Origin of the sequence: Nonomuraea roseoviolacea subsp. carminata, from assembly GCF_024172185.1 — a bacterium.
Classification (GTDB): domain Bacteria; phylum Actinomycetota; class Actinomycetes; order Streptosporangiales; family Streptosporangiaceae; genus Nonomuraea; species Nonomuraea roseoviolacea.
This window is the reverse complement of record NZ_JAMZEC010000001.1, coordinates 4,752,352-4,777,694: the sequence shown is the minus strand read 5'-3', so window position 1 is coordinate 4,777,694 and position 25,343 is coordinate 4,752,352. Positions and strand designations below refer to the sequence as shown.

The following is a 25,343-nucleotide window of genomic DNA, read 5'->3' as shown; positions in this document are numbered from 1 at the left end:
GCTAGCTTACCCGCATGGGCTCCAGGAACAGCGCCTCGACGAGATCACCACACCACTTGAGCAGATCCAGGTCACGCAGCGGCTGCCCGCCGAGCGGCTTGGTCTTGGGCATGGGCACGAGCAGCGTCTCGGCCGCGTGCTTGTAGACGGCCTTCTTGTAGAGCCGGTCGAGCCGCACCTGCTGCGACTCGCGCAGGCTGACCGGGCCGAACTTGATGTTCTGGCCCTGCAGCGTGACATCCGTGAGCCCGGCCTGGCGGGCCTTGAGCCGGAAGCGGGCGACCTCCAGCAGGTTGTCCACCTCGACGGGCGGCCGGCCGTAGCGGTCCGTGAGCTCCTCGCGCACCTCGTGGATGTGGATCTCCGTGGCGATCGCGGCGATCCGCTTGTACGCCTCCAGCCGCAGCCGCTCGGAGGTGACGTAGTCGTGCGGGATGTGCGCGTTGATCGGCAGCTCGACCTTGACGTCGTGGACCTCTTCCTGGGCCTCGACGCCGGACAGCTTCGCCTTCTGCTCCTCGACCGCCTCGGCCATCAGGCGGACGTAGAGGTCGAAGCCGACGCCCGCGATGAAGCCGGACTGCTCGGCGCCGAGCACGTTGCCCGCGCCGCGGATCTCCAGGTCCTTCATCGCGACGTACATGCCGGCGCCCATCTCGGTGTGCTGGGCGATGGTCGCCAGGCGCTCGTGGGCGGTCTCGGTGAGCGGCTTCTCCGGCGGGTACAGGAAATACGCGTACCCGCGCTCCCGGCCCCGGCCGACCCGGCCGCGGATCTGGTGGAGCTGCGACAGGCCGTAGTTGTCGGCCCGGTCGACGATCAGTGTGTTGGCGTTGGGCACGTCGAGCCCGGACTCCACGATCGTGGTGGAGACGAGCAGGTCGTACTCCCGCTCCCAGAAGCCCACCATGATCTTTTCGAGCTGGTGCTCGTTCATCTGACCGTGGGCGACGGCGACGCGCGCCTCGGGCACCAGCTCGCGCAGCCGCGCGGCCACCTTGTTGATGGAGGCCACGCGGTTGTGGACGAAGAAGATCTGGCCGTCGCGCATCAGCTCGCGCCGGATCGCCGCGGTGATCTGCTTCTCGTCGTACGGCCCGACGAAGGTGAGGATCGGGTGCCGCTCCTCCGGCGGCGTGAGGATGGTCGACATCTCGCGGATGCCGGTCAGGCCCATCTCCAGCGTGCGCGGGATCGGCGTGGCCGACATCGCCAGCACGTCGACCTGGGTGCGCAGGTGCTTCATGGCCTCCTTGTGCTCGACGCCGAAGCGCTGCTCCTCGTCGATGATGAGCAGGCCGAGGTCCTTGAAGCGCACCTCGGGGCTGAGCAGCCGGTGCGTGCCGATGACGACGTCCACGGACCCCGAGCGGATCCCTTCGAGGGTGCCCTTGACCTCGGCGTCGGTCTGGAAGCGGGAGACCGGCTTGATCTCGATCGGGAAGCCCGAGAACCGCTCGGTGAACGTCGACAGGTGCTGCTGCACCAGCAGCGTGGTCGGCACGAGCACGGCCACCTGCTTGCCGTCCTGCACCGCCTTGAACGCGGCGCGCACGGCGATCTCGGTCTTGCCGTAGCCGACGTCGCCGCAGATCAGCCGGTCCATCGGGACGCCGCGCTCCATGTCGCGCTTGACCTCGTCGATGGCTTCGAGCTGGTCGCCCGTCTCGGCGTAGGGGAAGGCGTCCTCCATCTCGCGCTGCCACGGCGTGTCGCTGCCGAAGGCGTGGCCGGGCGAGGCCATGCGCGCGGAGTACAGGCGGATCAGCTCGCCGGCGATCTCCTTGACCGCCTTCTTGGCCCGGGACTTGGCCTTGGCCCAGTCGGCGCCGCCCATCCGGTTGAGGGTGGGCGCCTCGCCGCCGACGTAGCGGGTGACCTCGTCGAGCTGGTCGGTGGGCACGTACAGGCGGTCGCCCTTGGCGTACTCGATGACGAGGTACTCGCGGGTGGCGCCCTGGACGGTGCGCTGGACCATCTCGACGTAGCGGCCGACGCCGTGCTGCTCGTGGACGACGTGGTCGCCGACCTTGAGCTGGAGCGGGTCGACCATGTTGCGTCGCCGGGACGGCAGGCGCCGCATGTCCTTGGTGGACGCCTTCTGGCCCACCAGGTCGAGATGGGTCAGCACGGCCAGGCCGGGCGTGACGAAGCCGTGCTCGACGAGCCCGGTGGTGACGTGCACGACCTTGGGCTCCGGCGGCCGGTCGAGGTGGGTGTGCAGCCGGGCCGGCACGTCCACGCCCTTGAGCATCTCGACCAGGCGCTCGGCCGGGCCGTGGCCCTCGCTGATGAGCACGACCGCCTTGTCCTCGGCGAGCCAGCCCTTGACGTCGGCCAGCGCCCGCGCCGTGTCGCCCCGGTACGCCTCGGAGTCGTGCGCGTCGAGCTCGACGCCCTCGCCGAACGGCGCCAGCGACCACCACGGCTGCCCCAGCACGTCGGCGCGCAGGCGGATCTCCTCCAGCGTGCGGAACGCCGCCGCGCCGAGGTCGATCGGCGCCTCGCCCCCCGCCGCCGCGTTGATCCAGGACGCCTCCAGGAACTCCTGCGAGGTGTGCACGAGCTCCTCGGCGCGTCCCCTGATGCGCTCGGGGTCGCAGACGAACACCGCGGAGCGCGCCGGCAGGTGGTCGATGAGCAGGTCCATCTCGCCGGCCAGGACCGGCGCGAACGCCTCCATCCCCTCGACCGGCATGCCCTCGGCGAGCTGGTCGAGCACCTCGGCCAGCGCGGGGTACTGCCCGGCCAGCTCCCGGGCCCGCGCCCGCACCTCGCCGGTCAGCAGCAGCTCGCGGCAGGGCGGCGCGAACAGGCCGCCCTCGGCCGCCTCCAGCGAGCGCTGGTCGGCCACCTTGAACCAGCGCACCTCCTCGACCGTGTCGCCCCAGAACTCCAGGCGCAGCGGGTGCTCCTCGGTCGGCGGGAAGACGTCGAGCAGGCCGCCGCGCACCGCGACCTCACCGCGCCGCTCCACCATGTCGACCCGGTGGTAGCCGTTGTCGACCAGCCGCGCCACGACGTCCTCGAGGTCGGCGTCGTCGCCCGCCCGCAGCCGGATGGGCTCCAGGTCGCCGAGCCCCTTCATGATCGGCTGGAGCAGGGCGCGGACCGGGGCGACGACCACGCTGAGCGGCCCGGCCGCCGGATCGTCCTTGACCGGGTGGGCCAGCCGCCTGAGCACCGCGAGCCGCTGGCCCACGGTGTCGCTGCGCGGCGAGAGCCGCTCGTGCGGCAGCGTCTCCCAGCCGGGGAAGACGGCCACGGCCGAGGGGTCGATGAGGCTGGTCAGCGCGGCGGCGAGGTCCTCGGCCTCGCGGCCGGTCGCGGTGATCGCGAGCACGGTGCGCTGGTCGTGGCCGGACAGCGCGGCCACGGCGAACGGGCGCAGCGCGGCGGGAGCGACCAGCGCGACGTCGCCGCCCTCATCGAGAGCGGCGGTCAGCCCAGGGTCGGCGGCAACAAGGTCAAGCAGCCCGGTAAGACTCATCAGATACGCCCACAGCCCCACGACGGCAACACGACTACCCCCGGCCGGGTCTGGTCGCGGGGGTCTCAGCCATCAAGGGTACTTGGCGGCGCCGTCGCCCGGTGACCGCGCACCGGGACGCGCGGGGGGCTCGTCGGCCTGGGTGACCGCGTAGCCGGGCACCGACGGCCAGCGCACGGTCAGGACCACCGACTCCTCCTCGGCCACCCACGAGTGGTCCACCCCCCGCCCCCACACCACGTAGTCGCCGCGCCGCTCCAGCAGGACGCTGCGGCCGGGCAGCTCGACCCGGAACCGGCCGCTGATCAGGACGAGCAGGGCCGTGCGGCGCTCGCCGGTCACCCAGGCGGCCCGCTCCTCACCGGCCGGGTGGACGCCCCACTTGATCTCGACGTCCTCGCTGTGGCGAGGGTCGCCGTACGGCTTGAAGTGCCCGAGCAGCCAGCCGGCGTCGGCCGCGCCGTCGGCTCCGGCGTTCCCCACGTACACGGATTCCCCCATGTCGGGGCAGGCTAGCCCACCACCGCGCCGGGCGCGTCGCCGAGCCCGTGCACGGAACGTCATATGATGACGACTGTGAGTAGCACGTCTGACTTGCGACCGGTCGCCGCGCCGCGCGACCTCTTCGTCCAGCGCCTGCGCGAGCTGTGGGCCGAGCAGCTCGGCCGCCGCCTCGACGTGCTGGTCGCCGGCTGCCTGCACGACGAGCCGCGGGTCCTCGACCGGATCGAGACGCGCCTGACCGGCGTCGACGAGGACCTGCCGGCGGTCAGGGCCGCCACCGCGGCGCGGGCCGACCTGTCCAGGTGCCTGCTGGGCGACCTGCGCTCGGCGCCGATCCGGCCGAGGTCGTTCGACGTCGTGCAGGTGTCGTTCCTGCTGGAGCGCATCCACCACGCCGAGCTGGTGCTCGACCGGCTGCTCCAGGCGCTGCGGCCGGGCGGGCTGGTGCTGCTGCGCATGCGCGACCGGCGCTCGGCGTACGGGCTGTGCGAGCGGCTGGCGCCGCGGTGGCTGCGCCGCCACCTGACCGGGGGCGCCCTGCCGGCCGTGTACGAGCCGCTGATCTCACGCGACGGCATCCACGCGTTCTGCCTGAGCCGTGGGCTCATGATCACCGACGACGAGACCACGGCGAGCGCGCCGGCGCCCACCCCGCTCGGGCGCACCGCGGTGACGCTGGCCGACCGGCTGACCCGCGGCCGTTGCCCCGCGACGCACGACGAGATCACCATGGTCATCAGGAAGCCGCAGAACCACTTCGCCCGCCTCATCTAGCGGCACCCGCGAGACACCGCTAGACTCCTTTCCTACCAATTCAATCGGAATAGTTGGGATGCGAGACGTGGAGTGGACCCCCGAGGCGCGGGAGCTGGCCGACCTTGAGCTGCTGCTGTCCGGGGCGTTCGCACCGCTGACGGGCTTCCTCGGCCACGACGACCTGCACGCGGTCGCCGAGCGCGGCACCCTGGCCGACGGCACGCCGTGGCCGGCGCCCGTCACGCTGCACCTGCCCGAGGAGGCCGCCCCCGGCGACGAGGTCACGCTGCTCGACCCGGAGGGCGTCCCGCTCGCCGTGCTCACCGTGACCGAGCGCGGCCACGACGGCCTGGCCGCCGGTCCCGTCCGCGGTCTCGGCGCGGCCGAGCACGGGCCGTTCGCCCGGCTGCGGCGCACGCCCGCGGAGGTCCGCGAGCTGCTCGGCGACCGCCCGGCGCTCGTCGTCACGATGCGCGGGCCGCTGGACGACCCCGCCCTCACCGAGGTGAGCGCCGTCGCCAAGGAGCTCGACGCGGTCGTCGTGCTCCTGCCCCTGTCGTACGGCGAGCCCGGCCCCGCCGTGGTCCGCGCCGCGCTGAAGGCCAAGGACCGCCTCCCCGAGGCCACCCTGGTCGTGTCCGTGCCGCTCGCCCCGCGCGAGGAGCCCGAGCTCGACCTGGAGCTGCGCGAGCACGTCGCCACGGCCTACGGCGCGGCCGAGCACCTGGCCGGTCCCGAGCCGGTCAGCATCCCCGGCCCGCCGCACCGGCGCGGGCTCGTGGTGTTCTTCACCGGCCTGTCCGGTTCCGGCAAGTCCACGATCGCGCGCGGCCTGCGCGACGCGCTGCTGGAGCTGGGCACCCGCACCGTCACCCATCTCGACGGCGACGTGGTGCGCGCCCTGCTGTCGAAGGGGCTGACGTTCTCCAAGGCAGACCGCGACCTCAACATCCGCCGCATCGGCTTCGTCGCCACCGAGGCCGCCCGCCACGGCGGCCTGGCCATCTGCGCGCCCATCGCGCCCTACGCGGCCACCCGCGCCGAGGTGCGGGAGATGGTCGAGTCGGTGGGCGCCGACTTCCTCCTCATCCACGTCGCCACCCCGCTGGAGGAGTGCGAGCGGCGTGACCGCAAGGGCCTGTACGCCAAGGCCCGCGCGGGGCTCATCCCCGAGTTCACCGGCGTCTCCGACCCCTACGAGGAGCCCGACGACGCCGACCTGGTGATCGACACCACGCACATCTCGATCGAGGCGGCCGTCTCCCAGGTGCTGGGGGCGCTGCGGAGCGGAGGATGGGTCCGTTGATCGACCTTCCCCTGATCGCCGGTTCGTTTCTCGTCGCCGTCGTCGTCGGCCTGACCGGCATGGGCGGCGGCGCCCTCATGACCCCGATGATGATGCTGTTCTTCAACGTGCCGCCGCTCGCGGCGGTCTCCAGCGACCTGGTGGCCTCGGCGGTGATGAAGCCGGTCGGCGGCCTCGTCCACCTGCGGCGCGGCACGGTCAACCTGCGGCTGGTCGGCTGGCTGTGCGCGGGTTCGGTGCCGGCGGCGTTCTGCGGGGTGTTCGTGGCGCGGGCGTTCGCGGTGGGCGACGGCGTGAAGTACGCCCTCGGCGTCGCGCTGTTGCTGGCCGTGGCGGGCCTGGCCGCCAAGACCCTGCTGGGCGGGCGGGGCGGCACGGCGGAGGCGAGCGAGATCGTCGTCCGCCCGATCCCGACCCTACTGGTCGGTACGGTAGGTGGTTTGATCGTCGGCGTGTCGTCGGTCGGCTCGGGCTCGCTCATCATCGTGGCGCTCATCGCGCTCTACCCCATGCTCAAGGCCAACCAGCTCGTCGGCACCGACCTCGTGCAGGCCGTGCCGCTGGTCACCTCGGCCGCCCTCGGCCACCTGCTGTTCGGCGACTTCCAGCTCCACCTCACGGTGTCGCTGCTCATCGGCTCGATCCCCGGCGTCTACCTCGGCGCCCGGATCTCGTCCCGGGCGCCCGGCGGTCTCATCAGGGCCGTGCTCGCGGTCGTGCTGCTCGCCTCCGCGCTCAAGCTGCTGAACGTCGGCAACACGCCCACCCTCTGGGCGCTGGCCGGGGCCGTCGCCGTCATCGCGGCCGGCCGGGTGTGGCAGGTCAGGGCAGCGGCACGGGCGTCGAGCGGAAGTGCGGATCTCGTGCGAGCGCGGTGAAGGCCCGGCCGGCCGCGGGCTCGGCGTCGAAGCGGGTGTCGCCGCGCGGCGCCCGTGGCGAGTCGAAGTACACCAGCGCCTTGATCTGCGGATAGCGCCCCACCTGGGCCCGTACGGACTCGAAGAACGCCCGCTGGAACGCCCGGTCCTCGCCCCGCAGGAACGCCCCCCACTCGGCCACCATGACCGGCTTGCCGGGGAAGCGGAGCTGCGTCCACCGGTAGAAGCCCGGCCAGCGCGGGCAGTCGGGGCGGGTCTTGTTGACCAGGCCGTCGAAGTCGCGCACCCGGTCGTCGGCGTACGGGTCCATGGCGATCCAGTCGACCACGTCGTCCCCCGGGTACAGCTTCTCGAACCACGGCTTCGAGGCCCAGTTCGGCGCCCCCATGTACGTCATGACCGTGACCGCGTTGCGCACCCCCTTCTCGCGCAGCCGCAGCACCACGTGCCGGTACATCGCCGCGTAGTCGGCCGCCTCCATGCCCGAGCCGGGGCCCGGGCGCACGTCGTCCTCGGGCTCGTGGTGGATCGTCAGGAAGAACCGGTCGGGGAACACGCGCCGGACGTGCTCGGCCAGGCGGTCGATCCGGCCGTCCATCGCGCCGTCGGCGATCTCGGCCCACGTACGGTCCACCGACGGCTTCCAGTTGACCAGCAGCAGGCGGGGATGGGCCGGGTCGCGGGCCACGTCGATCTCCCGGCGGGTCGGGAACAGATCCTTGCCCCGGTGGTAGACGTGGACCACGTCGGCCCGCGCGCCCATGCGGGCCTCCGCGCGGCGCAGCGCCTGGTCGACGGGGGCGCCGCTGAAGATCTCGGGCGCCACGCCCCACCAGGCGCCGCAGGACGGGATGAGCTTGTCGGTCACGGCGCAGGCGGCGGCCGGGCCGGTGGGGTCCGGGCCGGTGGGGTCCGTGGAGCGGACGCCTCTGTCGTCGGCGGCCTCGCCCCCCGCCGAGGCGTCCGCGCCCTCTCCGGGTGTACGCGCGCCCGCCGTCCCTTCACCGGACGCACCCGAGCTCGCGCCCGCCCGCGGGGCCTCCGTCCCTCCACAGGCGGTCGCAGCGGTGAGGGCGGCCACCACCAGGAGCGCCATGGCGGTGACGCGTATACCACGCCGCATTTCATATGAATGGTGTGAATTGTCAGATGGCAACACGACAGCCCGCCCCTCTCACCGACACGTCAAAAACGAACCATGCCATGTGAATCTCGCGGGCGTCAGCCGGTGCCGGTGTTCCCGCTGGTGACCCCAGGTACGAGCCCACCATTTCGTACCGAAATTTCGGTTTATGGGAGGGCGAACCAGCGGCCTTGGCGCAGAAAATCTCGCGTATTCGGCTTGGGTGATATTCCGTCCCGCCTATAGTGGACACACCTTCCGTCAGTGACGCACCGTCGCCATATGGCGACGCACGGCACACACCCCCAGGGAGCCTGCATGAGCCTGCCGCCGGATCTCCCGGCCCGCCGGTCCGGCGCCGACCTGGGTGACCACCTGTCGCTGCTGACCCGGCGCCGGCTGATCTTCGCCGGGTTCGTGCTGGCCGGCGGCGCGGCCGGGCTGGGGCTCATGCGGCTGACACCGCCCGCCTACACCGCCACCACGCAGGTGCTCGTGGCCGCCGTGGGCGTCCAGGAGCAGGGCAACCAGGTGACCAACCGGCAGCGCGAGCCGCTCAACCTCGACACCGAGGCGCAGGTCGCCGCCTCCGCCGTCGTCGCCGACCGGGCCGCCCGGCTGCTGAGGATCTCCACGCCGGAGCCGGTCGAGGTGGCCGTGCCGCCCAACTCCGCCGTGCTGTCGCTGTCCGTCACCGCCGCCACCCCCGACGCGGCGGCGGCCCAGTCCCGTGCCTACGCCGAGGCGTACCTCGCCAACCGCGCCGCCACCGCGCAGGCCGCGCTGGCGCTCCAGCAGAAGGCCATGCTCGCCAAGCTCAAGCAGGTCAACACCACGCTCGCGACCGTCACCAGGGAGCTGGAAACGCTCCGCAAGGGCACGGCCGAGCACATCCTGGCGACCCACCGGCAGAGCGTCCTCAACCGGCAGGCCTACAGCCTGACGCTCAAGTACGACGCGCTGAAGACGACGACCGTGACGCCCGGCTCGGTGATCAGCGACGCCGTGCCGCCCACGGATCCGGCCTCGCCCAGCCTGCCGCTGTTCCTGGGGACGGGCCTCATGCTGGGGCTCCTGCTGGGCGCGGGGGCCGCCATGCTCCGCGACCGGCTCGACACGCGGCTGCGCACCCCTGACGACGTCGAGCGCCTGACCGGCCTCCCGGTCCTCGCCAGCCTGCCCCGCGACGACCGCGGCTCCGGCTCCGGCGGCCCGGGTGTCGGCCGGGGAGTGCGCTCGGGGGGCGCCGGGTTCGCGATCGCGGGCGGGGAGGGTGCAGGGCCACCGGCCATGGGCGGCCCGATCGCGGGCTCGTCGGCCACCGACTTGTCGATCGCGGGCTCCTCTGTCGCGGGTCATCCGGCCGCGGGCTCCTCGGTCGCGAGCGGCTTCTCGGTCGAGGGCGCGGAGGGTGTCACGTCTCCGGTCACGGACAGGAGAGGCCGCGCCTGGACGCCCTACGACGCCGGTGGGGACGGCGCGCGGCACGCGGGCACGTCCCATGTCGGGCGCGCCGGGGACGAACCGCTCACCGACGCGATCCGCAGGGCGAGGGGCGAGCGCGGACCAGTCGCAGGCGCGGGCCACGGAAGGAGCGAACACCTCACGGGTGCCGCCTACGGCGCGAGCGGTGAAGGCGGGCGGCTCCTGATCTCGGACGTGGCAGCGGGGACGGGCGGTGAGGGCGGGCGGCGTGCGGGCGCGGCTCGTGGAGGCGACAGACAAAGCGGGCGGCGCGCGGGTGCCTGGCGCGCGGGTGTGAAGGGCGCGCGCGGCGATCGGGCAGGAGGCGGGCAGGCCGGTGCGGCGCTGGCCGACGCGCTGCACGAGCTGGCCGGCGCCGCGGTCGCGGCGTGTCCGGGCAAGCGGCTGCTGGTCCGCGCCGTGCCCACGGGCCTCGCCACGACCACGGTGACGTCCTCCCTGTCGGCGGGCACGTTGCTGTCGGTCCTGGACGGGTCCGACACGGCCGACCTGGCGCGCGCCGACGCCGCGTTGCTGATGGTGGAGCTGGGCCGGGCGACCTCCACGGAGGTGCTGGCCGCCGTACGCCACCTGAGCAGGCACAGGGTGCCCGTCATCGGCGTGGTGACGACGTACGGCGAGCCCGCGTCGCCGTCCCTCGCGCCGGCGTCCGCGCAGGCGGGGCTCGGAAAGCTGGTGGCGAGTTCCCGGCGCGACCCCGCGGCGCTCGGCGACGGCGGTCCTCCGACCGATCCCGACGCGACGCTCCTCCGGCACCCCACGACGACCGCCTCCGACACGCCCGCCTCCCATGCGACCGGCTCCAACGCGACCGGCTTCGGAGGCCGCGGAACCACCACCCCCGGCATGACCGGCTTCGGAGGCCACGGAACGACCGCCTCCCACCCCGGAAGCCACGGAACCACCGCGCCCATCCCGACCGGCTTCGGCCACCCCGGCGTCACAGACCCGGGGACGTCCGAGACGCGGGCCAGGCACGCGGCAGAGCCGGAGACCGGGCGCGGCACCGACCGCGGGCGCGAGCCCGACCCGGCGCAGGACCCCTGGCCCTCACGGGCCGGAGCGAGATGGCCGCGCCCTCCCGGCTTCCCCTCGTGAGAGGACCCGCGTGGCCCGTCGGTGCGCTGCTCCTCGGCTACCCCGTGTGGTGGGCGCTCGGGTTCGGCGGGCTGGCGGTGGTCGTGCTGGCCGTGCCGATGGCGGTCATCCTGTGGCGGCGCAGGCCGATCCGGGTGCCGCGCGGGTTCGGGCTGTGGCTGCTGCTGCTCGCCGGCTACGGCCTGAGCGCGCTCATGCTGTCGGAGTCGCCCCCCGGCACCTACGGCGAACTGGGCGCGGGCCGGATCGTCGGCTACGCGATGCGGCTGGCCCTCTACGTCTCCCTGCTGGTCCTCGTGCTGTACCTGGGCAACCTGACCGATCGGGAGCTGCCGCAGCTCACGCTGGTGCGGATGCTCGGCGTGCTGTTCGTGGTGACCGTGGCGGGCGGGCTGCTGGGCGTGCTCGCCCCGGGCTTCTCGTTCACCTCGCCGGTGGAGCTGCTGCTGCCCGACTGGATCGGCGGCAACCCGTTCGTCCAGAACCTCGTCCACCCCACCGCCGCCCAGACCCAGAAGGTCCTCGGCTACGCCTCGCCGCGACCGGAGGCGCCGTTCGAGTGGGCCAACGCCTGGGGCAGCAACGTGTCGGTGCTGCTGGTCTGGTTCGTGGTGGGCTGGTGGGTGTACGGCGGGCGGGCACGCAGGGCGGCGGCCGTGGCGCTGGTGGCGCTGGCGGCGGTCCCCGTCGTCTACTCGCTCAACCGCGGCCTGTGGATCGGGCTCGGCCTGAGCGCCCTGTACGTGGTCCTGCGGGTGGGCGGCCGGGCCCGCCTCGCGTTGTGCGGGGCGGCGGTGGCCGGGGCCCTGGTGTTCGCGCTGAGCCCGCTGGCGGCGCTGGTCGGGCAGCGGCTGGACAACCCCCACTCCAACGACATCCGGGCCTTCACGGTGACGGCGACGATCAAGGCCGCCGCCCACTCCCCCGTGATCGGCTACGGCAACACCCGCAACGCCCTGGGCAACCACCGCACGATCACCACCGGCAAGACCGCCTGGTGCTCCGGCTGCGGCCATCCGCCACTGGGCAGCGACGGCCAGCTCTGGCTGCTCGTCATCACGCAGGGGTTCACCGGGGCGGCCCTGTACGTCTCGTTCTTCGTCGGCGCGATCCGCCGCCACTGGTCCGACCGCAGCCCCGTCGGGCTGGCCGGCGTGCTGGTGATGGCCCTCGTGCTGCTCTACATGCTCGTCTACGACGGCCTGGTCACCCCCCTCATCCTCTATCTCATCTCCTTCGCCCTGCTGTGGAGGAACAGCTCGTGAACGACGCCAAGATCCGCCTGGGCTACCTCGACGACACGGTCCGGCTGCTCTACCCCGGCTCGGGCTCGCCCCGGGCCCACAGCCTGCTGCCCCATCCCCTGCTGCCCCGCCGGCTGGCGCCGCGCCGCTGGTGGCACGTCGGCCGCCGGCTCGTGGTGCCGGTCGAGGGGTCCATCTCGGCCCATCTGGGCGAGCTGTTCGGCGTCCCCGTCGAGACCGTCCTGCACGTGCGACCCGCCCGGCGGGCCAACCGCAAGCCGGTCCTGGAGGCCCGCTCCGGCGGGGAGCTGCTCGCGTACGTGAAGGTCGGCGACACCGAGCGCACCGCCGCGCTGGTCGCCAACGAGGCCGCGGCGCTGCGGAAGCTCGCCACCCTGACGCTCACCACGGTGGTCGCGCCGACCGTGCTGCATCACGGCCGCTGGCGCAGCCTGGAGCTGCTCGCCGTCTCGCCGCTGCCCGTGCGCCGGAGCCGGACGCCGCGGCCCGGCCGGTCCCGGGTGCCTGCCGAGCTGCTGACGGCCGCCGTGCGCGAGATCGCCGGCACCGGGGAGCCGGGCAGGGCCGCCTGGCACGGTGACCTGTCGCCGTGGAACATCGCGCCGTCCTCCGACGGGCGGCTCCTGGTCTGGGACTGGGAGCGGTACGAGGTGGGCGTGCCCTACGGGTTCGACGCGGTCCACCACTTCTTCCAGCGGGCGCTGCGCCGGATGGACCCGGCGACGGCCGCGCGGGCGTGCCTGGCGCAGGCCGTACGGCTGCTGGCGCCGCTCGGCGTGTCCGGCGCGCAGGCGCGGCGGACGGCGCTGCTGTACCTCATCAAGCTGGCCGACCGGCACGCCGCCGACGGCCACAGTCCGCTGGGCCCGCCGGACGTGTGGCTCAGCCCCCTCGTCGACCACCAGGAGCTGCTGCCGTGAGAGCCGGGAAGCACGCGGTGCTGGCCATGTCGCGCACCGCCGGCAGGCTGACGTCCGGGGCGCGGCTGCTGCCGTCGTTCCTTATCGTGGGGGCGCAGCGGTGCGGCACCACGTCGCTCTACCGGGCGCTGGCCCAGCATCCGGCGCTGTTCAAGCCGGTGCTGCACAAGGGCGTCCACTACTTCGACGTCGGCTACGAGCGCGGCCCGTCGTGGTACCGGGCGCACTTCCCGCTGCGGGCCGCCGCGTCGCTGGCGGCGAGCCGGCACGGCGCCCGGCCGCAGGCGTTCGAGTCGTCGCCGTACTACCTGTTCCACCCGCTGGCCGGTGAGCGCATCGCCGCCGACCTGCCCGGCGTGAAGCTGCTGGTCCTGGTGCGCGACCCCGTCGAGCGGGCCTGCTCGGCGCACGCGCACGAGCTGGCGCGGGGGTTCGAGACGGAGTCGCACTTCGAGTACGCGGTGGAGCTGGAGGCCGCGCGGCTGGCCGGGGCCGAGGAGAGCCTGCGGACGCGCCCGCACTCCCTGCACCACTCCCACCGCCACCACGCCTACCTGGCCCGGGGCCGCTACGCCGAGCAGCTCGACCGGCTGGAGCCGCTGTTCGGGCGCGAGCGCATCCTGGTGCTCGACAGCCACGCGTTCTTCGCCGAGCCGGAGGGCGTCTACGACCGGGTCCTGGACTTCCTGGAGGTGCCGCACCTCGGCCATCCGGTCTTCGAGCGGCACAACGGCCGGTCGCGGCCCAAGTCGCTGCCCGAGTCGGTGCGGCGGCGGCTGAGCGACCACTTCGAGGCGGACGACGCGCGGCTCGTGCGCTGGCTCGGAGGTGAGCCGTCGTGGCGTCGCTGACCCGGTCCGTGCTCCGGCGCCCGCTCCCCGGCGCGGCCTCGCTCCTGGGGCAGGTGGCGCGGGCGGGCGCCGCCGGGCTGGCCGGGGCAGTCGCGGGCGCGCTGGCCCAGTTCCTCCTCGTGGTGGTCGTCACCAGGGCCTTCTCCGCCGAGCAGGCCGGGGCGTTCTTCACCATGACCGCGCTGGCGCTCATGGCCGCGGGGGTGGCCAAGCTGGACGCGGGCAACGGGCTGGTGTTCTTCATCGCCCGGGCCGCCACCTACGACTACCGCGGCATATCCGGATATATCCGGGCGGCGTTGGTGCCGTGCGCGGTGGTCTCCGTGGCCGCCGCCGCGCTGCTGTTCCCCCGGCTGGGGTTCCTGTCGCTGGCGCTGCCGGTCATCGTCGCCGGTGACGTGCTGCTGGCCGCCACCCGGGGGTTCGGCGCGATGCGGCCCACCGTGCTGCTCGACGGGCTGCTGCTGCCGGTGGCCCAGCTCGTCCTGGTGACCGCCGCAGCCCTCGCCGCGGCTCCCGCGTGGCTGCCGTTCGCCTGGGCTCTGCCGTACCTGCCGGTGCTCGTCCTCGCCGCGTACGGCCTGCGGGGCCGGGTGCCGCGCACCCCCTACCTGCCCGGCACGGCCCACGACCTGTGGCGGCACACGGCCCCCCGGTCGGTGGCCGGGGCGGTCCAGGCGGTGTTCCAGCGGCTCGACATCGTGATCGTCGCCGTGCTCGGCGGTCCCGCCCAGGCGGCCGTCTACACGGCGGCCACCCGGTTCAAGGTCGTCGGCCAGCTCGCCGGGCAGGGCATGGCGCAGGCCGTACAGGCTCGGCTCGTACGGGCGCTGGCCGACGGCGAGCACGCGCGCGCCCGGGAGCTGTACCAGGTGACGACGGCGTGGCTGGTGCTGGCGACGTGGCCCGTCTGGCTCGGGTACGCCGCGCTCGCGCCGTGGGCGCTCGGCCTGTTCGGGCCCGCGTACCCGGCGGCGGTCCCCGTGGCGCTGGTGCTGGCCGCCACGATGATGGTGGCGACGGCCTGCGGCCTGGTGGACGTGGTCCTGACCGCGGCCGGACACACCACGGCCAGCCTCGCCAACCTCGTCGCCGCCACGGCCGCGACGATCGCGCTCGACGTGGCGCTGATCCCGGGGCATGGGGCGCTGGGGGCCGCGCTCGGGTGGTCGGGCGGGACGCTGGTGAAGAACCTGCTGCCGCTGTGGCGGCTGCACCGCCGCTACGGCCTGCGCCCCTTCGGCCGCCACACGCTGACCGCCTTCCGCGTCCGCTCCTGGTCCGCCGCATGACCACCCACCGTCCACGCCCACACCGCTCCATACCCACCCGTGTTCGCGCCCGGGCCGCCGTATGACGGCCGGTCCGCCCGTTCTCGTCACGGGGCTGCCCAGGAGCGGTACGAGCTGGACCGGCAAGATGCTCACGGCCGGCCGCGAGGCCGTCTACGTCAACGAGCCGCTCAACCCCCAGCGCCCGCCCGGCCGCTCCCCCGGGGTCCTGCGCGCGACCGTCACGCACCGTTTCCAGTACATCTGCGACGACAACACCGCCGACTGGCTGCCCGCCTTCCGCGACACGGTCGCCCTGCGCTACCGGTTCGGCGCCGAGCTGCGCGCCAACCGCTCGCCGGACGACCTCGCGCGGCTGCTCAAGTACGGCACGTCGTTCACGCTCGGCCGGCTGACGGGACGGCGGGCGCTGCTCGACGACCCGTTCGCGGTGCTGTCGGCCGCCTGGTTCGCCCGCCGGCTCGGCTGCACGGTGATCGCGCTCGAACGCGACCCGGTCTCCTTCGTGGCGAGCTGGCAGCGGCTCGGCTGGACCGTCTCCTTCCACGAGCTCCTCGACCAACCCCTGCTGGTCCGCGACCACCCCGAACTGCTGGAGCTGCGCCCGCTCGCCGACTCCACCGACCGGATCGCCAAGGCGGCGGCGCTGTGGCGGGCGACGCACCGGATCCTGGCCCGCACGCCGGGGATCCTGATCGTGGGGTACGAGTGGCTGGCGGCCGATCCGGTGGCCGGGTTCCGGCACCTGTACGGGCACGCGGGGCTGACCTGGTCGCGGGTCGTCGAGCGGCGGGTGCGGAGGGCGTGCACGGGCGGCGGGAGCGAGGGGCGTGGCGGGTTCGCCTGGTCGGGGCTGTCGCGGACGGCGTACCGGCGGATGGACTCCCGTCAGGCCCTGACCAGGGCCACGCGAGGGCTGACGCCCGAGGACGTCACCCGCATCCGCGCCCTCACCACCACCCCGTGACCCGCCACGGAGGGTCAGCAGGTGGGGCGGCGGGTCAGGAGGCTGGTGGCGAGGAGGCGGGCGGCGAAGGGCAGGTCGTCCACGAGGTAGCGGCGCGCCAGTCGTCCCGGGTCCGTCGCCAGGCGGAACGCCCACTCCAGCCCGGCCCGCCGCATCCACCCGGGCGCCCGGGGCACCGTACCCCCGGCGAAGGCGAGGGCCGCCCCGCAGCCCACGAACCAGGCGTCCGGGAGCCGCTCGCGCAGCACGGCCACGAGCCGGTCCTGGCGCGGGAACCCGAGCCCCACGAACACGATCCTGGGCCGGGCCGCCACCACCCGGCGCAGCACCCGGGCCGTCCCCGCGGCGGTGCGGTCGAAGGCGTACGGCGGGGACTCGACCCCGCAGACCCTCAGGCCGGGAAGGCGGCGGACGAGCGCCCGCGCCGCCGACACGGCCACCCCGGGCGGCCCGCCGAGCAGGTACACCGGCCACCCGCGCTCGGCCGCCGGGCCGCTCAGCGACCAGATCAGGTCGGCGCCGGTGACGCGCTCGGGCAGCGGCACGCCCAGCAGCCGCGAGGCCCACACCAGCGGCATCCCGTCGGCCACGACCAGGTCGGCGGTGTTGACCAGCTCCCTCAGCGCGGGGTCGGCGGCGGCGGAGCGGCAGATGTCGACGTTGGGGGTGACGATGCGTCCGCCGCGACCGGCCGCCAGCCCGGCCACCACGCGCGCCACCACCTGCGCCTCACTCAGCGCGTCGACGGTCACCCCGCCGACGAGCACGCGGCGAGGCGCCTCAGGCACCTGACCGACCCCTTCCGCGAGGACCGACGCCGCCTCCTCTCCTCGCAACGGGAACGCCTCCTCCACACTGCGCCGTCCTGCCAATCCCGGGGCCTCCCCTCGCTGCCGCCCTCCGTCAGCCTGGAACGTCTCCTCCGCGGGGCCGCCCTCCGCCAGCCGGGAATGTCTCCTCCGTGCGGCCGCCCTCCACCGGCGTGGACGTCTCGCCGCGGGTGCTCCCGAGCCCTGCCGATCGAGGCCGGTCCGTCGCGACGCGTGCTCGTACCGGCGAGAGAGGGCCAGAGCGGATCAACCGTGCGCCGCCCGGCCAGACAGGATCGGGCCGGGTCAAATGCCGTGTCCGCGGTCGTGGAGCAGTGACAGCACCCTGGCCGCCGGGATGAGGCCGGCCGCCACCGCGAGCGCGATGGGCGCGCGCGGCTCCGAGCGCCGGGTGGCGAACGCGCGCAGCGCCCAGCGTCCCGCCTCGCGCCGGTGGCCCAGCGCGGCGTGGTGGAAGGCGAGCTGGCCGTAGACGCGGGCGGCGCCGCGCGGGTCGGCGGCCAGGCCGGCGTGCCGGGCCAGCATCCACTCCAGCCCGGCGATGCGCTCGCCCCATCGGGCCGCGTAGTGGGACGAGCCCCAGCGGACGCGTACGAGGGGACGATCGACGTTCGCGAGCGGATGGCGGCGGGCGGCGCGCAGGGCGAAGTCCCAGTCCTCGTTCTGACCGCAGGGGGCACTCTCGTCCACCCACAGCGCGCCCCGCCGGAACAGGAACGTCGAAGAGTGCACCATCACCATGCGCGAGCGCAGCAGGTCGGCCTCGGTCACGGTGGTGGCGCCGGCCAGCCGTGGCACCCGGTGCCCGCCGTGCTCGACCTCGATCCCGCAGCTCGCGAACTCGGCGCCCGTCTCGGCCAGCGCGGCGACCTGGGCGGCGAGCTTGCCGGGCAGCCACTGGTCGTCGTCGTCGCAGAACGCGATCAAGTCGGTGTGGGAGGCGGCGATCCCGGTGTTGCGCGCCCCGGGGAGGCCGGGGGTGAGGCAGTTGGGCAGCACGCGGACGTCGCGGCCGGCCCGCGTCGGAACGCCGGCGAGCCGGTCGGCCACCGTCTCGTGCGGCGCGCCGTCGGCCACCACGACCACGGAGATCCTGCCCGGGTGCTCCTGCTCCAGCGCCGCGCGGACGGCGACGCCGAGGTGGACTGGCCGGTCTCCGCGCGTGGGGATCACCACGCCGACCGACGGCGCCGCCTCTCCGGCCGGCCGCGTCATGCCATCACCCCGCGGCGGCCGTACCGGAACCGCAGCCGCCTCATGCCGTCACCCCGCGGCCGTCGTACCGGAGCCGCAGCCGCCATCTCATGCCGTCACCCCGTGGTAGCCGTACCGGGAGCGCAGCGGCCAGGTGAGGGCGGCGACCAGGCCGCGATGGGCGCCGGAGCGCCACGACTCGTCGAGTGCCAGCCCGACCGGGCCCACCGCGAACCGCATGGGGTTGCCCGACACCGTGTGGGCCGTGGTGATGTGCGCCGTCGAGCCGGTCACGAACGGGAACTCGGCGCGCAGCCCGAGCCGGTGCGCGAGATCGGTCAGCGTGGCCTCCGGCGCGGCGATGAGATCCTCGTACCGCAGCCGGGTGACCTGGACGTCCGCTCCGCCTCGCCGGTCGCGGCGGGCGAGGAGGTCGAGCGCGACGTTCTGGGCGCTCCAGTGGAGCGCGGTCCGGGCGGGGCCCCAGCGGGTCATCGGCCGCCCGTCCTCCGGCCGGCGTACGGCCTTGCGCCAGGAGTGCGCGACGGCCCGAGGGTCGCGCACCACGTGGACGACGTGGATGCTCGCTCCGCCCTCGGCCAGGCAGTGGGCCAGGGAGGCGTGCTTGCTGGAGTCGATGACGACGGAGGCGCCGGCGACCCGCGCGGCGGCTTCGTGGATACGGCGGTAGGCGTGGACGTACTCGTCCAGGTCGGGGTGGCCGATGCGCAGGACGCGGCGGGTACGGTCGACGCGGCGGCGCAGCGCGAGGACCCGCTCGGCGAGCGGCCGGGTCCAGCCGCCGAAGGCGTGCTCGCCGACGGCCGTCCAGAACGGGCACGCGCCGAACGGCCGGCCGCAGCCGCACGGCTCACCGGCCAGGACGCCGCGGGCCCAGAGGTGTACGACCTCACCGAGGGGCGCCACGCCGGGCAGCTCCCCCAGCAGCCTCTCCAGCAGCGTGGTACCGCTACGGCCGAGGCCGCCCAGGAAGACCACCCGGGTGGCTGTCGAAGGGTGAGTCACGGGGGAATGGGCTTTCCTGTGCTAGTCGTTACACGGAACGTGACGAGACTAGCGCGCAGCGTAATGAGAGCGTCAGTGAAACCCCAAAAGATCTAACCGAAAAGCCGACCGGTCTCTGTCCTGGAGAGGAGAAGGGCGGGCGGCGACGCGGCCTCGCGTCTTTGAGGGGTGGGGTCGGTGACGACGCGACCCACGCCCCGGAGGAGAGGGAGACCGGCGGCGACGCGGGCTGCCGTCACTGAAGAGGGCCGGTAGCGACGCAGCCCCGCCCCGGACGGGACAGAGGTCGGCGGCGATACGGGCTGGCGTCTCCGAGGGGTGGGCCCGGTGGCGACGCGGCCTCCGTCCCGGGCGGGACGGAGGCCGGTGATGACGCGGGCTGGCGTCCCCAGGGGGACGGAGGCGGCGTGGCCCCCGCCCACAGGAGGGTCAGCGGGCTTCGAGGATCATGCCCGCCGCGACCGTGCCGTTGGTGGCCTCGTCCACCAGGATGAAGCCGCCCGTGAGCCGGTTGCGCGCGTAGTCGTCCACGAAGAGCGGCTGGGTGACCCGCAGCGACACGCGCCCGATCTCGTTGAGGCCGAGCGAGGTGGCCTCCTCGTCGCGGTGCAGCGTGTTGACGTCGAGCCGGTAGTGCAGGTCGCGCACGAGCGCCCGCGCCGTACGGGTGGTGTGCTTGATGGTGAGCTTGGTCCGCGGCGCCAGCTTGGCGCCGTCGGCCATCCAGCAGACCATGGCTTCGAGGTCCTGGGCCACGTGCGGCCGGTTGTTGGGGCGGGCGATCATGTCGCCGCGGGAGATGTCGAGGTCGTCCTCGAAGCGGAGGGTGACCGACATCGGGGGGAACGCCTCCTCGACGGGGCCGTCGAAGGTGTCGATGGAGGCGATCCGGGTGGTCAGGCCCGAGGGCAGGTGGACGACCTCGTCGCCCGGCTTGAGCACGCCGCCCGCGACCTGCCCGGCGTAGCCGCGGTAGTCGTGGAAGGCGTGGTCGTTGGCCTTCTGCGGGCGGATGACGTACTGGACGGGGAAGCGCACGTCGACCAGGTTGCGGTCGGAGGCGATGTGCACGTTCTCCAGGTGGTGCAGCAGCGACGAGCCGTTGTACCAGGGCATGTTCTCCGACCGGGAGACGACGTTGTCGCCGTTGAGCGCGGAGATCGGGATGAACGTCAGGTCGCCCACGTTGAGCTTGGAGGCGAACGCCGTGAACTCCTCGCGGATCTCCTCGAAGCGCTCCTGGGAGTAGTCGACCAGGTCCATCTTGTTGACGGCGAGCACCAGGTGCGGCACCCGCAGCAGCGAGGTCAGGAACGCGTGGCGGCGCGACTGCTCCAGCACGCCCTTGCGGGCGTCGATGAGGATGATCGCCAGGTCGGCGGTGGAGGCGCCGGTGACCATGTTCCGGGTGTACTGGATGTGCCCGGGGGTGTCGGCGATGATGAACTTGCGGCGTGGCGTGGCGAAGTACCGGTAGGCCACGTCGATCGTGATGCCCTGCTCCCGCTCGGCCCGCAGGCCGTCGGTGAGCAGCGACAGGTCGGTGTACTCGGTGCCGCGGTCCCGCGAGGTGCGCTCGACGGCCTCCAGCTGGTCCTCGAAGATGGCCTTGGAGTCGAAGAGCAGGCGCCCGATCAGGGTGGACTTGCCGTCGTCGACGCTTCCCGCCGTGGCGAAACGCAGAATGTCCATCGGTTCTAGAAGTAACCTTCCCGCTTGCGGTCCTCCATGGCGGCCTCCGAGGCGCGGTCGTCGGCCCTGGTGGCCCCGCGCTCGGTGATCCGGGTGGCCGCGATCTCCTCGATGATCTCCTCGACCGTGGCGGCCGTGGACTGCACCGCACCGGTGCAGGTCATGTCGCCGACGGTGCGGTAGCGCACCACGGCCTCGAACAGCGGCTCGTCGTCGCCGCGCTGGACGACCTCGGCGTCGGGCAGCAGCATGCCGTCGCGCTCGAACACCTTGCGGGTGTGGGCGAAGTAGATCGACGGGATCTCGATGCCCTCGCGCCGGATGTAGTCCCAGACGTCGAGCTCGGTCCAGTTGGACAGCGGGAAGACCCGGATGTGCTCGCCCTTGCGGATGCGGGAGTTGTAGAGGTTCCACAGCTCCGGGCGCTGGTTCTTCGGGTCCCACTGGCCGAAGTCGTCGCGGAAGGAGAACACCCGCTCCTTGGCCCGGGCCTTCTCCTCGTCGCGCCGGGCGCCGCCGAAGACCGCGTCGAACTCGTGCTCCTCGATGGCGTCGAGCAGCGTGGTGGTCTGCAGGCGGTTGCGCGAGGCGCGCCGGCCGGTGTCCTCGACCACGCGGCCCTGGTCGATCGAGTCCTGGACGCTGGCCACGATGAGCCGCGCGCCGAGCTCCTGGGAGCGGCGGTCGCGGAACTCGATGACCTCGTCGAAGTTGTGGCCGGTGTCGACGTGCATGAGCGGGAAGGGCATGGCCGCCGGCCAGAACGCCTTCTCGGCGATGCGCAGCATGACGATGGAGTCCTTGCCGCCGGAGAAAAGCAGACAGGGACGCTCGAACTCCGCCGCGACTTCGCGCATGATGTGAATGGCTTCGGCCTCGAGCACGTCGAGCTGCGACGTCGTGTAGTCGCGCTGGAGCATGGGAGCTTCCTCCGGCGGTTAGCGGTGCAGGTCCCGGATCCCGGCGAGCAGGGATGACGCCAAGTCCGGTAGGGAAACAAGGATATCCGGTAGCGAGGGATCCGGTCTGTTGTAGGTGAGTGACGTGCCGTCGATGCGGCTGGTGTGGGCTCCCGCGGCCTGTGCGACGGCCACCGGCGCGGCGGAGTCCCACTCGTACTGGCCGCCGGCGTGGACGTACGCCTCGACGTCGCCGGTGAGCACCGCGGAGATCTTCGCCCCGGCCGAGCCGATGGGCACGAGGTCGGCGCCGACGAGGTAGGCGAGCTTCTGGACGAACTCCGGCGGGCGGGTGCGGCTGACCGCGATGCGGAACCTGCCCCGGTGGGCCGGCAGCTTGGGCGGCTCGCCGGTGCTGAGCGTGCGCCCCTGGGCGGGCAGCGCCACGGCCCCGGCGGTGAGCCGGTCGCCCTCCCACAGCGCGACGTGGACGGCCCAGTCGGACCTGCCCTCCTCGGCGAACTCCCGGGTGCCGTCGAGCGGGTCCACGATCCACACGCGGGGAGCGCTCAGCCGGCGCGGGTCGAGCCGGTCCTCGCGGCTGGACTCCTCCGACAGCACGCAGTCGCTCGGCCGCAGGCGCGACAGCGACTCCATGAGGAACACGTGGGAGGCCCGGTCGCCGAGGGCGCGCAGCCCGGCCGGGTCGGCGAAGCCCTCGCGGGCGCGGAGCGCGAGCAGCCGCTCGCCCGCCTCTGTGGCCAGGTCGGCCGCGAGAGCGTGGTCGTCGCGAATCGTCATCAGTAAGCTCCTTGCCCGCGGGCGACGGCCGACCAAGTCTTCCACAGGATCTGCAGGTCGAGCATGAGGGACCAGTTCTCCACGTAACGCAGGTCGAGGCGGACGGATTCCTCCCACGACAGGTCGGATCTGCCGCTGACCTGCCACAGGCCGGTCAGGCCGGGGCGTACGAGCAGGCGGCGGCGCACGTCGTCGCCGTACCGGTCGACCTCTTCGGGGAGGGGCGGGCGGGGCCCCACGAGCGACATGTGCCCGAGCACCACGTTGACGAGCTGCGGCAGCTCGTCGAGGGAGTGGCGGCGCATGAGGGAGCCGAGCGGAGTGACCCGCGGGTCGTTGCGGATCTTGAACAGCACCCCGTCGGCGTCGCTGACGAGGGTGATCTTCTGGTGCTCGGAGCCGCGCCGCATCGTGCGGAACTTCAGGATCGTGAACGGCCGGCCGTCCCGGCCGACGCGGGTCTGCCGGAACAGGGCCGGGCCGGGGCTGGTCGCGCGCACCGCCACGGCCAGCGTGAGCAGCAGCGGGGCCAGCAGGACCAGCAGGGCGGCGGCCACGACCCGGTCGAAGGCGTTCTTGACGAGCTGGCGGGCGCCGGTCAGCTCGGGGTGCTCGACGTGCAGCAGCGGGAGCCCGGCGGCGGGCCTGATCGTGGTGCGCGGCCCGGCCACCTCCATCAGCGCGGGCGCGACCACCAGCTCGGTGTGGGTGCGCTCCAGCCGCCAGGCGAGCCGGCGCAGCGCCACGCCGTCCATCTCGGGGCAGGCCAGCACGGCCACGGTGTCGGCGTGGGCCTGGTCGACGACGATGGGCACGTCGCTGAAGTCGCCGCCCACGGGCACGCCGGCCACCCGGCCACCCGCGGCCTCGGCGGGCAGGCAGGCGGCGACGATCTCCATGCCGTGGTACCGCTCGCGGCGGAAGAGGTGCACCAGCTCGGCGACCGAGGCGGCGTGACCCACGGCGACGACCCTGCGCATGCAGGCGCCGCGGGCGCGCCGGCGGTGCAGGGAGCGGCGCAGGGCGTACCTGAGCAGCAGCGTGATGAGCGTCACCAGCGGGAGCGCGAGGACGACGTAGCCGCGCGCGACGTCGGTCTTGGTGAGGTACGAGCCGATGGCGGTGGCGGCGGTCAGCGCGACGCCGCACTGCACGACGCGGCGGAACTCGTCGGAGCCGATGCCGATCATGCGCGGCTCGTACGCCCGGTTCAGCGCGACCGCGACGATCCACACCACCGGCAGCAGGGCGCTGACCAGGAGGTACGGCGCGGCGTAGGGCGTCAGCTCGCCGAAGCGCAGGAAGAAGGCCCCGGCGGAGCCGGCGGCGGCGCCGAGCAGGTCGGACGCGAGCGCGCGCACCCGGTAGGCCCGCACCCAGCCGGGCAGCCGTGGCCGCACGCTCCACGAGGAGCCGGGACCGAAACCGACGACGGTCAACAGCCCCTCGCCGTCGCTCACCGCAACGCCCCCTGTGATCAGCTCGTAACCGACAGTCACCAGATAGTAGCGTCAGCCACCCTGGCGTGGTCGCGAACGGACCTATGTGGGGATCAGCGTGGAGGGCCGGAAATCTTGAGATCTGCCCGGTGAAACTCGTTCTGGGTTACTTCGAGCCCGCGCTCCATGAGCGACTCGACCACGTCGGCGGCGCGGTCCACGAGGAAGGGCAGGTCCTTGCGCTCGGCGGTGGCGAAGTCGCGCAGCACGAAGGCGGCCGGGTCCATGCGGCCCGGCGGGCGGCCGATGCCGAAGCGGACGCGGAGGTAGTCGCGGGTGGCCAGCGACTTGGTGATCGACTTGAGGCCGTTGTGGCCGTTGTCGCCGCCGCCGAGCTTGGCGCGCAGCGCGCCGTAGGGCACGTCCAGCTCGTCGTGGACGACGATCAGGCGGTCGGGACCGATCTTGTAGAAGTCGGACAGGGCCTTGAGCGGGCCGCCCGACAGGTTCATGTACGTGAGCGGCTTGGCGAGGATCGCGGCGCGCGTCTCCAGCACCTCGGCCCTGCTCTTGTGCGCCTTGAACCGGCCCCCGGCCCGCGCGGCGAGTTCGTCGAGCACCATGAAGCCGACGTTGTGCCGGTTGCCGGCGTATTCGGCGCCGGGGTTGCCCAGCCCGGCGATGAGCCAGCGGTCCATGAAGTCTCCTCGGGCTGGAGCGGCCAGGACGCGGGGACGGGGCGGCCGGACCTCGCCGGCCGCCCCGTCGTCCGCTGACTGGTCCGGTGACTACTCGGCGGCCTCGGCGCTCTCGCCCTCGGTGGCAGCCTCGGCGACCTCGCCCTCGGCGCCCTCCTCCTCGGCGGGGGCCTCGGTCGGCTTGGCGCTGACCTGGAGGATGACGGCCTCCGGGTCGGCGGTCAGCGTGGCGCCCTGCGGCAGCTTCAGCTCGCCGGCGGTGATGGCGACGCCCACCTCCAGGCCCTCGACGTCGACCTCGACGCCGGTGGGGATGTGGGTGGCCTCGGCCTCGACGGCGACGGAGGTCATCTGGAGGTCGAGGATGCCCTCGGAGTTGACGTCGCCGACCGTGGTGACCGGGATCTCGACGGTGACCTTCTCGCCGCGCTTGACCAGGAGCAGGTCGACGTGCTCGACGAAGCCCTTGATCGGGTCGCGCTGGACGCCCTTGGGCAGGGCCAGCTCGTCGACGCCGTCGCCCTGGAGGCGGATCAGCACGTTGGGCGTGCGCAGGGCGAGGAGGACCTCGTGACCCGGCAGGGTGAGATGCTTGGGCTCGATGCCGTGCCCGTACAGGACGGCCGGGACCTTGTCGGCGCGGCGGATCTTGCGGGCGGCGCCCTTGCCGAACGTGGTGCGCGACTCGGCGGCGATACGTACTTCGGACACGACATCTCCTAGGGATGCTCAGCGAACGGGATCTGTGGCGCTCACCCTCACCCGCCCTAGCGGAAGGCGTTACGAGCGCGACCAACAAAGCTTACAGCGTTTTACCGGCCGAGCTGCC

21 protein-coding genes are annotated in these 25,343 nt (G+C 73.4%); 9 read left to right on the top strand and 12 right to left on the bottom strand.

The features are described from left to right. Position 1: 1 nt before the first annotated feature. Together mfd and HD595_RS22290 are read right to left on the bottom strand one after the other, a co-directional pair. Positions 2 to 3,490 (bottom strand): transcription-repair coupling factor, encoded by a 3,489-nt coding sequence (mfd, locus tag HD595_RS22295; protein WP_253772016.1) that lies wholly within the window; start codon positions 3,488 to 3,490, stop codon positions 2 to 4. A gap of 72 nt (positions 3,491 to 3,562) precedes the next feature. After that, on the bottom strand, positions 3,563 to 3,991 hold the full coding sequence (locus HD595_RS22290; protein ID WP_253772014.1) for a cupin domain-containing protein: 429 nt from the start codon (positions 3,989 to 3,991) through the stop codon (positions 3,563 to 3,565). A gap of 75 nt (positions 3,992 to 4,066) precedes the next feature. On the opposite strand from HD595_RS22290, the gene HD595_RS22285 reads away from it, so the two are divergent. Genes HD595_RS22285 through HD595_RS22275 form a run of 3 tightly spaced genes read left to right on the top strand, consistent with a single transcriptional unit; the run spans position 4,067 to position 6,934 of the window. Further along, entirely contained in the window at positions 4,067 to 4,768 is a 702-nt protein-coding gene (locus tag HD595_RS22285) for a methyltransferase domain-containing protein (RefSeq protein WP_253772012.1), read from the top strand. Positions 4,769 to 4,826: 58 nt separating this feature from the next. Then, a complete protein-coding gene (cysC, locus tag HD595_RS22280; RefSeq protein ID WP_253772010.1) occupies positions 4,827 to 6,056 on the top strand; it encodes an adenylyl-sulfate kinase in 1,230 nt (409 codons plus the stop codon). Continuing rightward, entirely contained in the window at positions 6,053 to 6,934 is an 882-nt protein-coding gene (locus HD595_RS22275) for a sulfite exporter TauE/SafE family protein (RefSeq protein WP_253772008.1), read from the top strand. The genes cysC and HD595_RS22275 overlap by 4 nt, the downstream gene beginning before the upstream one ends. Here the strand turns inward: HD595_RS22275 and HD595_RS22270 are convergent. Continuing rightward, on the bottom strand, positions 6,879 to 8,057 hold the full coding sequence (locus tag HD595_RS22270; protein ID WP_253772006.1) for a glycoside hydrolase family 26 protein: 1,179 nt from the start codon (positions 8,055 to 8,057) through the stop codon (positions 6,879 to 6,881). The genes HD595_RS22275 and HD595_RS22270 overlap by 56 nt on opposite strands. A gap of 318 nt (positions 8,058 to 8,375) precedes the next feature. Between HD595_RS22270 and HD595_RS22265 the strand changes: the two genes are divergently transcribed. From HD595_RS22265 to HD595_RS22240, 6 genes are all read left to right on the top strand, one after another. Continuing rightward, positions 8,376 to 10,640 carry a Wzz/FepE/Etk N-terminal domain-containing protein gene (locus tag HD595_RS22265; protein WP_253772004.1) on the top strand — a complete coding sequence of 755 codons (2,265 nt, stop codon included), beginning with the start codon at positions 8,376 to 8,378 and terminating at the stop codon, positions 10,638 to 10,640. Further along, positions 10,637 to 11,905 carry a hypothetical protein gene (locus HD595_RS22260; protein WP_253772002.1) on the top strand — a complete coding sequence of 423 codons (1,269 nt, stop codon included), beginning with the start codon at positions 10,637 to 10,639 and terminating at the stop codon, positions 11,903 to 11,905. The genes HD595_RS22265 and HD595_RS22260 overlap by 4 nt, the downstream gene beginning before the upstream one ends. Continuing rightward, entirely contained in the window at positions 11,902 to 12,825 is a 924-nt protein-coding gene (locus tag HD595_RS22255) for a hypothetical protein (protein WP_253772000.1), read from the top strand. Before HD595_RS22260 ends, HD595_RS22255 begins: the two co-directional genes overlap by 4 nt. A gap of 26 nt (positions 12,826 to 12,851) precedes the next feature. Further along, the gene (locus HD595_RS22250) at positions 12,852 to 13,676 is read left to right on the top strand and encodes a sulfotransferase (protein ID WP_301310572.1); all 825 of its coding nucleotides are present in this window, start codon (positions 12,852 to 12,854) and stop codon (positions 13,674 to 13,676) included. Next, positions 13,664 to 14,968, top strand: coding sequence for a lipopolysaccharide biosynthesis protein (locus tag HD595_RS22245; protein ID WP_253771997.1), 1,305 nt, complete (start codon positions 13,664 to 13,666; stop codon positions 14,966 to 14,968). The genes HD595_RS22250 and HD595_RS22245 overlap by 13 nt, the downstream gene beginning before the upstream one ends. A gap of 61 nt (positions 14,969 to 15,029) precedes the next feature. Further along, entirely contained in the window at positions 15,030 to 15,935 is a 906-nt protein-coding gene (locus HD595_RS22240; protein WP_253771995.1) for a sulfotransferase, read from the top strand. A gap of 14 nt (positions 15,936 to 15,949) precedes the next feature. Here the strand turns inward: HD595_RS22240 and HD595_RS22235 are convergent, their stop codons facing one another. From HD595_RS22235 to HD595_RS22195, 9 genes are all read right to left on the bottom strand, one after another. Continuing rightward, positions 15,950 to 16,723, bottom strand: a complete 774-nt coding sequence (locus HD595_RS22235) for a WecB/TagA/CpsF family glycosyltransferase (protein ID WP_253771993.1) — start codon at positions 16,721 to 16,723, stop codon at positions 15,950 to 15,952. Between the two features lie 327 nt (positions 16,724 to 17,050). Beyond that, entirely contained in the window at positions 17,051 to 17,980 is a 930-nt protein-coding gene (locus HD595_RS22230; protein ID WP_253771991.1) for a glycosyltransferase family 2 protein, read from the bottom strand. Positions 17,981 to 18,067: 87 nt separating this feature from the next. Next, positions 18,068 to 18,985, bottom strand: coding sequence for a sulfotransferase family protein (locus tag HD595_RS22225; protein WP_253771989.1), 918 nt, complete (start codon positions 18,983 to 18,985; stop codon positions 18,068 to 18,070). Between the two features lie 429 nt (positions 18,986 to 19,414). Further along, the gene (cysN, locus tag HD595_RS22220; RefSeq protein WP_253771987.1) at positions 19,415 to 20,677 is read right to left on the bottom strand and encodes a sulfate adenylyltransferase subunit CysN; all 1,263 of its coding nucleotides are present in this window, start codon (positions 20,675 to 20,677) and stop codon (positions 19,415 to 19,417) included. A 5-nt stretch (positions 20,678 to 20,682) separates the two neighbouring features. After that, the gene (cysD, locus tag HD595_RS22215; protein WP_253771985.1) at positions 20,683 to 21,597 is read right to left on the bottom strand and encodes a sulfate adenylyltransferase subunit CysD; all 915 of its coding nucleotides are present in this window, start codon (positions 21,595 to 21,597) and stop codon (positions 20,683 to 20,685) included. Positions 21,598 to 21,615: 18 nt separating this feature from the next. Continuing rightward, positions 21,616 to 22,377 carry a 3'(2'),5'-bisphosphate nucleotidase CysQ gene (locus HD595_RS22210; protein ID WP_253771983.1) on the bottom strand — a complete coding sequence of 254 codons (762 nt, stop codon included), beginning with the start codon at positions 22,375 to 22,377 and terminating at the stop codon, positions 21,616 to 21,618. Next, a complete protein-coding gene (locus HD595_RS22205; protein ID WP_420540714.1) occupies positions 22,377 to 23,837 on the bottom strand; it encodes a sugar transferase in 1,461 nt (486 codons plus the stop codon). The genes HD595_RS22210 and HD595_RS22205 overlap by 1 nt, the downstream gene beginning before the upstream one ends. A gap of 92 nt (positions 23,838 to 23,929) precedes the next feature. Next, positions 23,930 to 24,514, bottom strand: coding sequence for an aminoacyl-tRNA hydrolase (pth, locus tag HD595_RS22200; protein WP_253771981.1), 585 nt, complete (start codon positions 24,512 to 24,514; stop codon positions 23,930 to 23,932). 90 nt (positions 24,515 to 24,604) lie between these two features. Next, positions 24,605 to 25,225, bottom strand: coding sequence for a 50S ribosomal protein L25/general stress protein Ctc (locus HD595_RS22195; RefSeq protein ID WP_253771979.1), 621 nt, complete (start codon positions 25,223 to 25,225; stop codon positions 24,605 to 24,607). Positions 25,226 to 25,343 lie beyond the last annotated feature (118 nt).

Bases quoted from the DNA above. Each gene is read 5' to 3' on its own strand.
- HD595_RS22265 (WP_253772004.1), top strand. From the start codon at position 8,376: ATGAGCCTGCCGCCGGATCTCCCGGCCCGCCGGTCCGGCGCCGACCTG.
- HD595_RS22250 (WP_301310572.1), top strand. From the start codon at position 12,852: ATGTCGCGCACCGCCGGCAGGCTGACGTCCGGGGCGCGGCTGCTGCCG.
- cysD (WP_253771985.1), bottom strand. From the start codon at position 21,597: ATGCTCCAGCGCGACTACACGACGTCGCAGCTCGACGTGCTCGAGGCC.
- HD595_RS22240 (WP_253771995.1), top strand. From the start codon at position 15,030: ATGACGGCCGGTCCGCCCGTTCTCGTCACGGGGCTGCCCAGGAGCGGT.
- HD595_RS22230 (WP_253771991.1), bottom strand. From the start codon at position 17,980: ATGACGCGGCCGGCCGGAGAGGCGGCGCCGTCGGTCGGCGTGGTGATC.
- cysN (WP_253771987.1), bottom strand. From the start codon at position 20,677: ATGGACATTCTGCGTTTCGCCACGGCGGGAAGCGTCGACGACGGCAAG.
- cysC (WP_253772010.1), top strand. From the start codon at position 4,827: ATGCGAGACGTGGAGTGGACCCCCGAGGCGCGGGAGCTGGCCGACCTT.
- pth (WP_253771981.1), bottom strand. From the start codon at position 24,514: ATGGACCGCTGGCTCATCGCCGGGCTGGGCAACCCCGGCGCCGAATAC.
- HD595_RS22210 (WP_253771983.1), bottom strand. From the start codon at position 22,377: ATGACGATTCGCGACGACCACGCTCTCGCGGCCGACCTGGCCACAGAG.
- HD595_RS22270 (WP_253772006.1), bottom strand. From the start codon at position 8,057: ATGCGGCGTGGTATACGCGTCACCGCCATGGCGCTCCTGGTGGTGGCC.
- mfd (WP_253772016.1), bottom strand. From the start codon at position 3,490: ATGAGTCTTACCGGGCTGCTTGACCTTGTTGCCGCCGACCCTGGGCTG.
- HD595_RS22290 (WP_253772014.1), bottom strand. From the start codon at position 3,991: ATGGGGGAATCCGTGTACGTGGGGAACGCCGGAGCCGACGGCGCGGCC.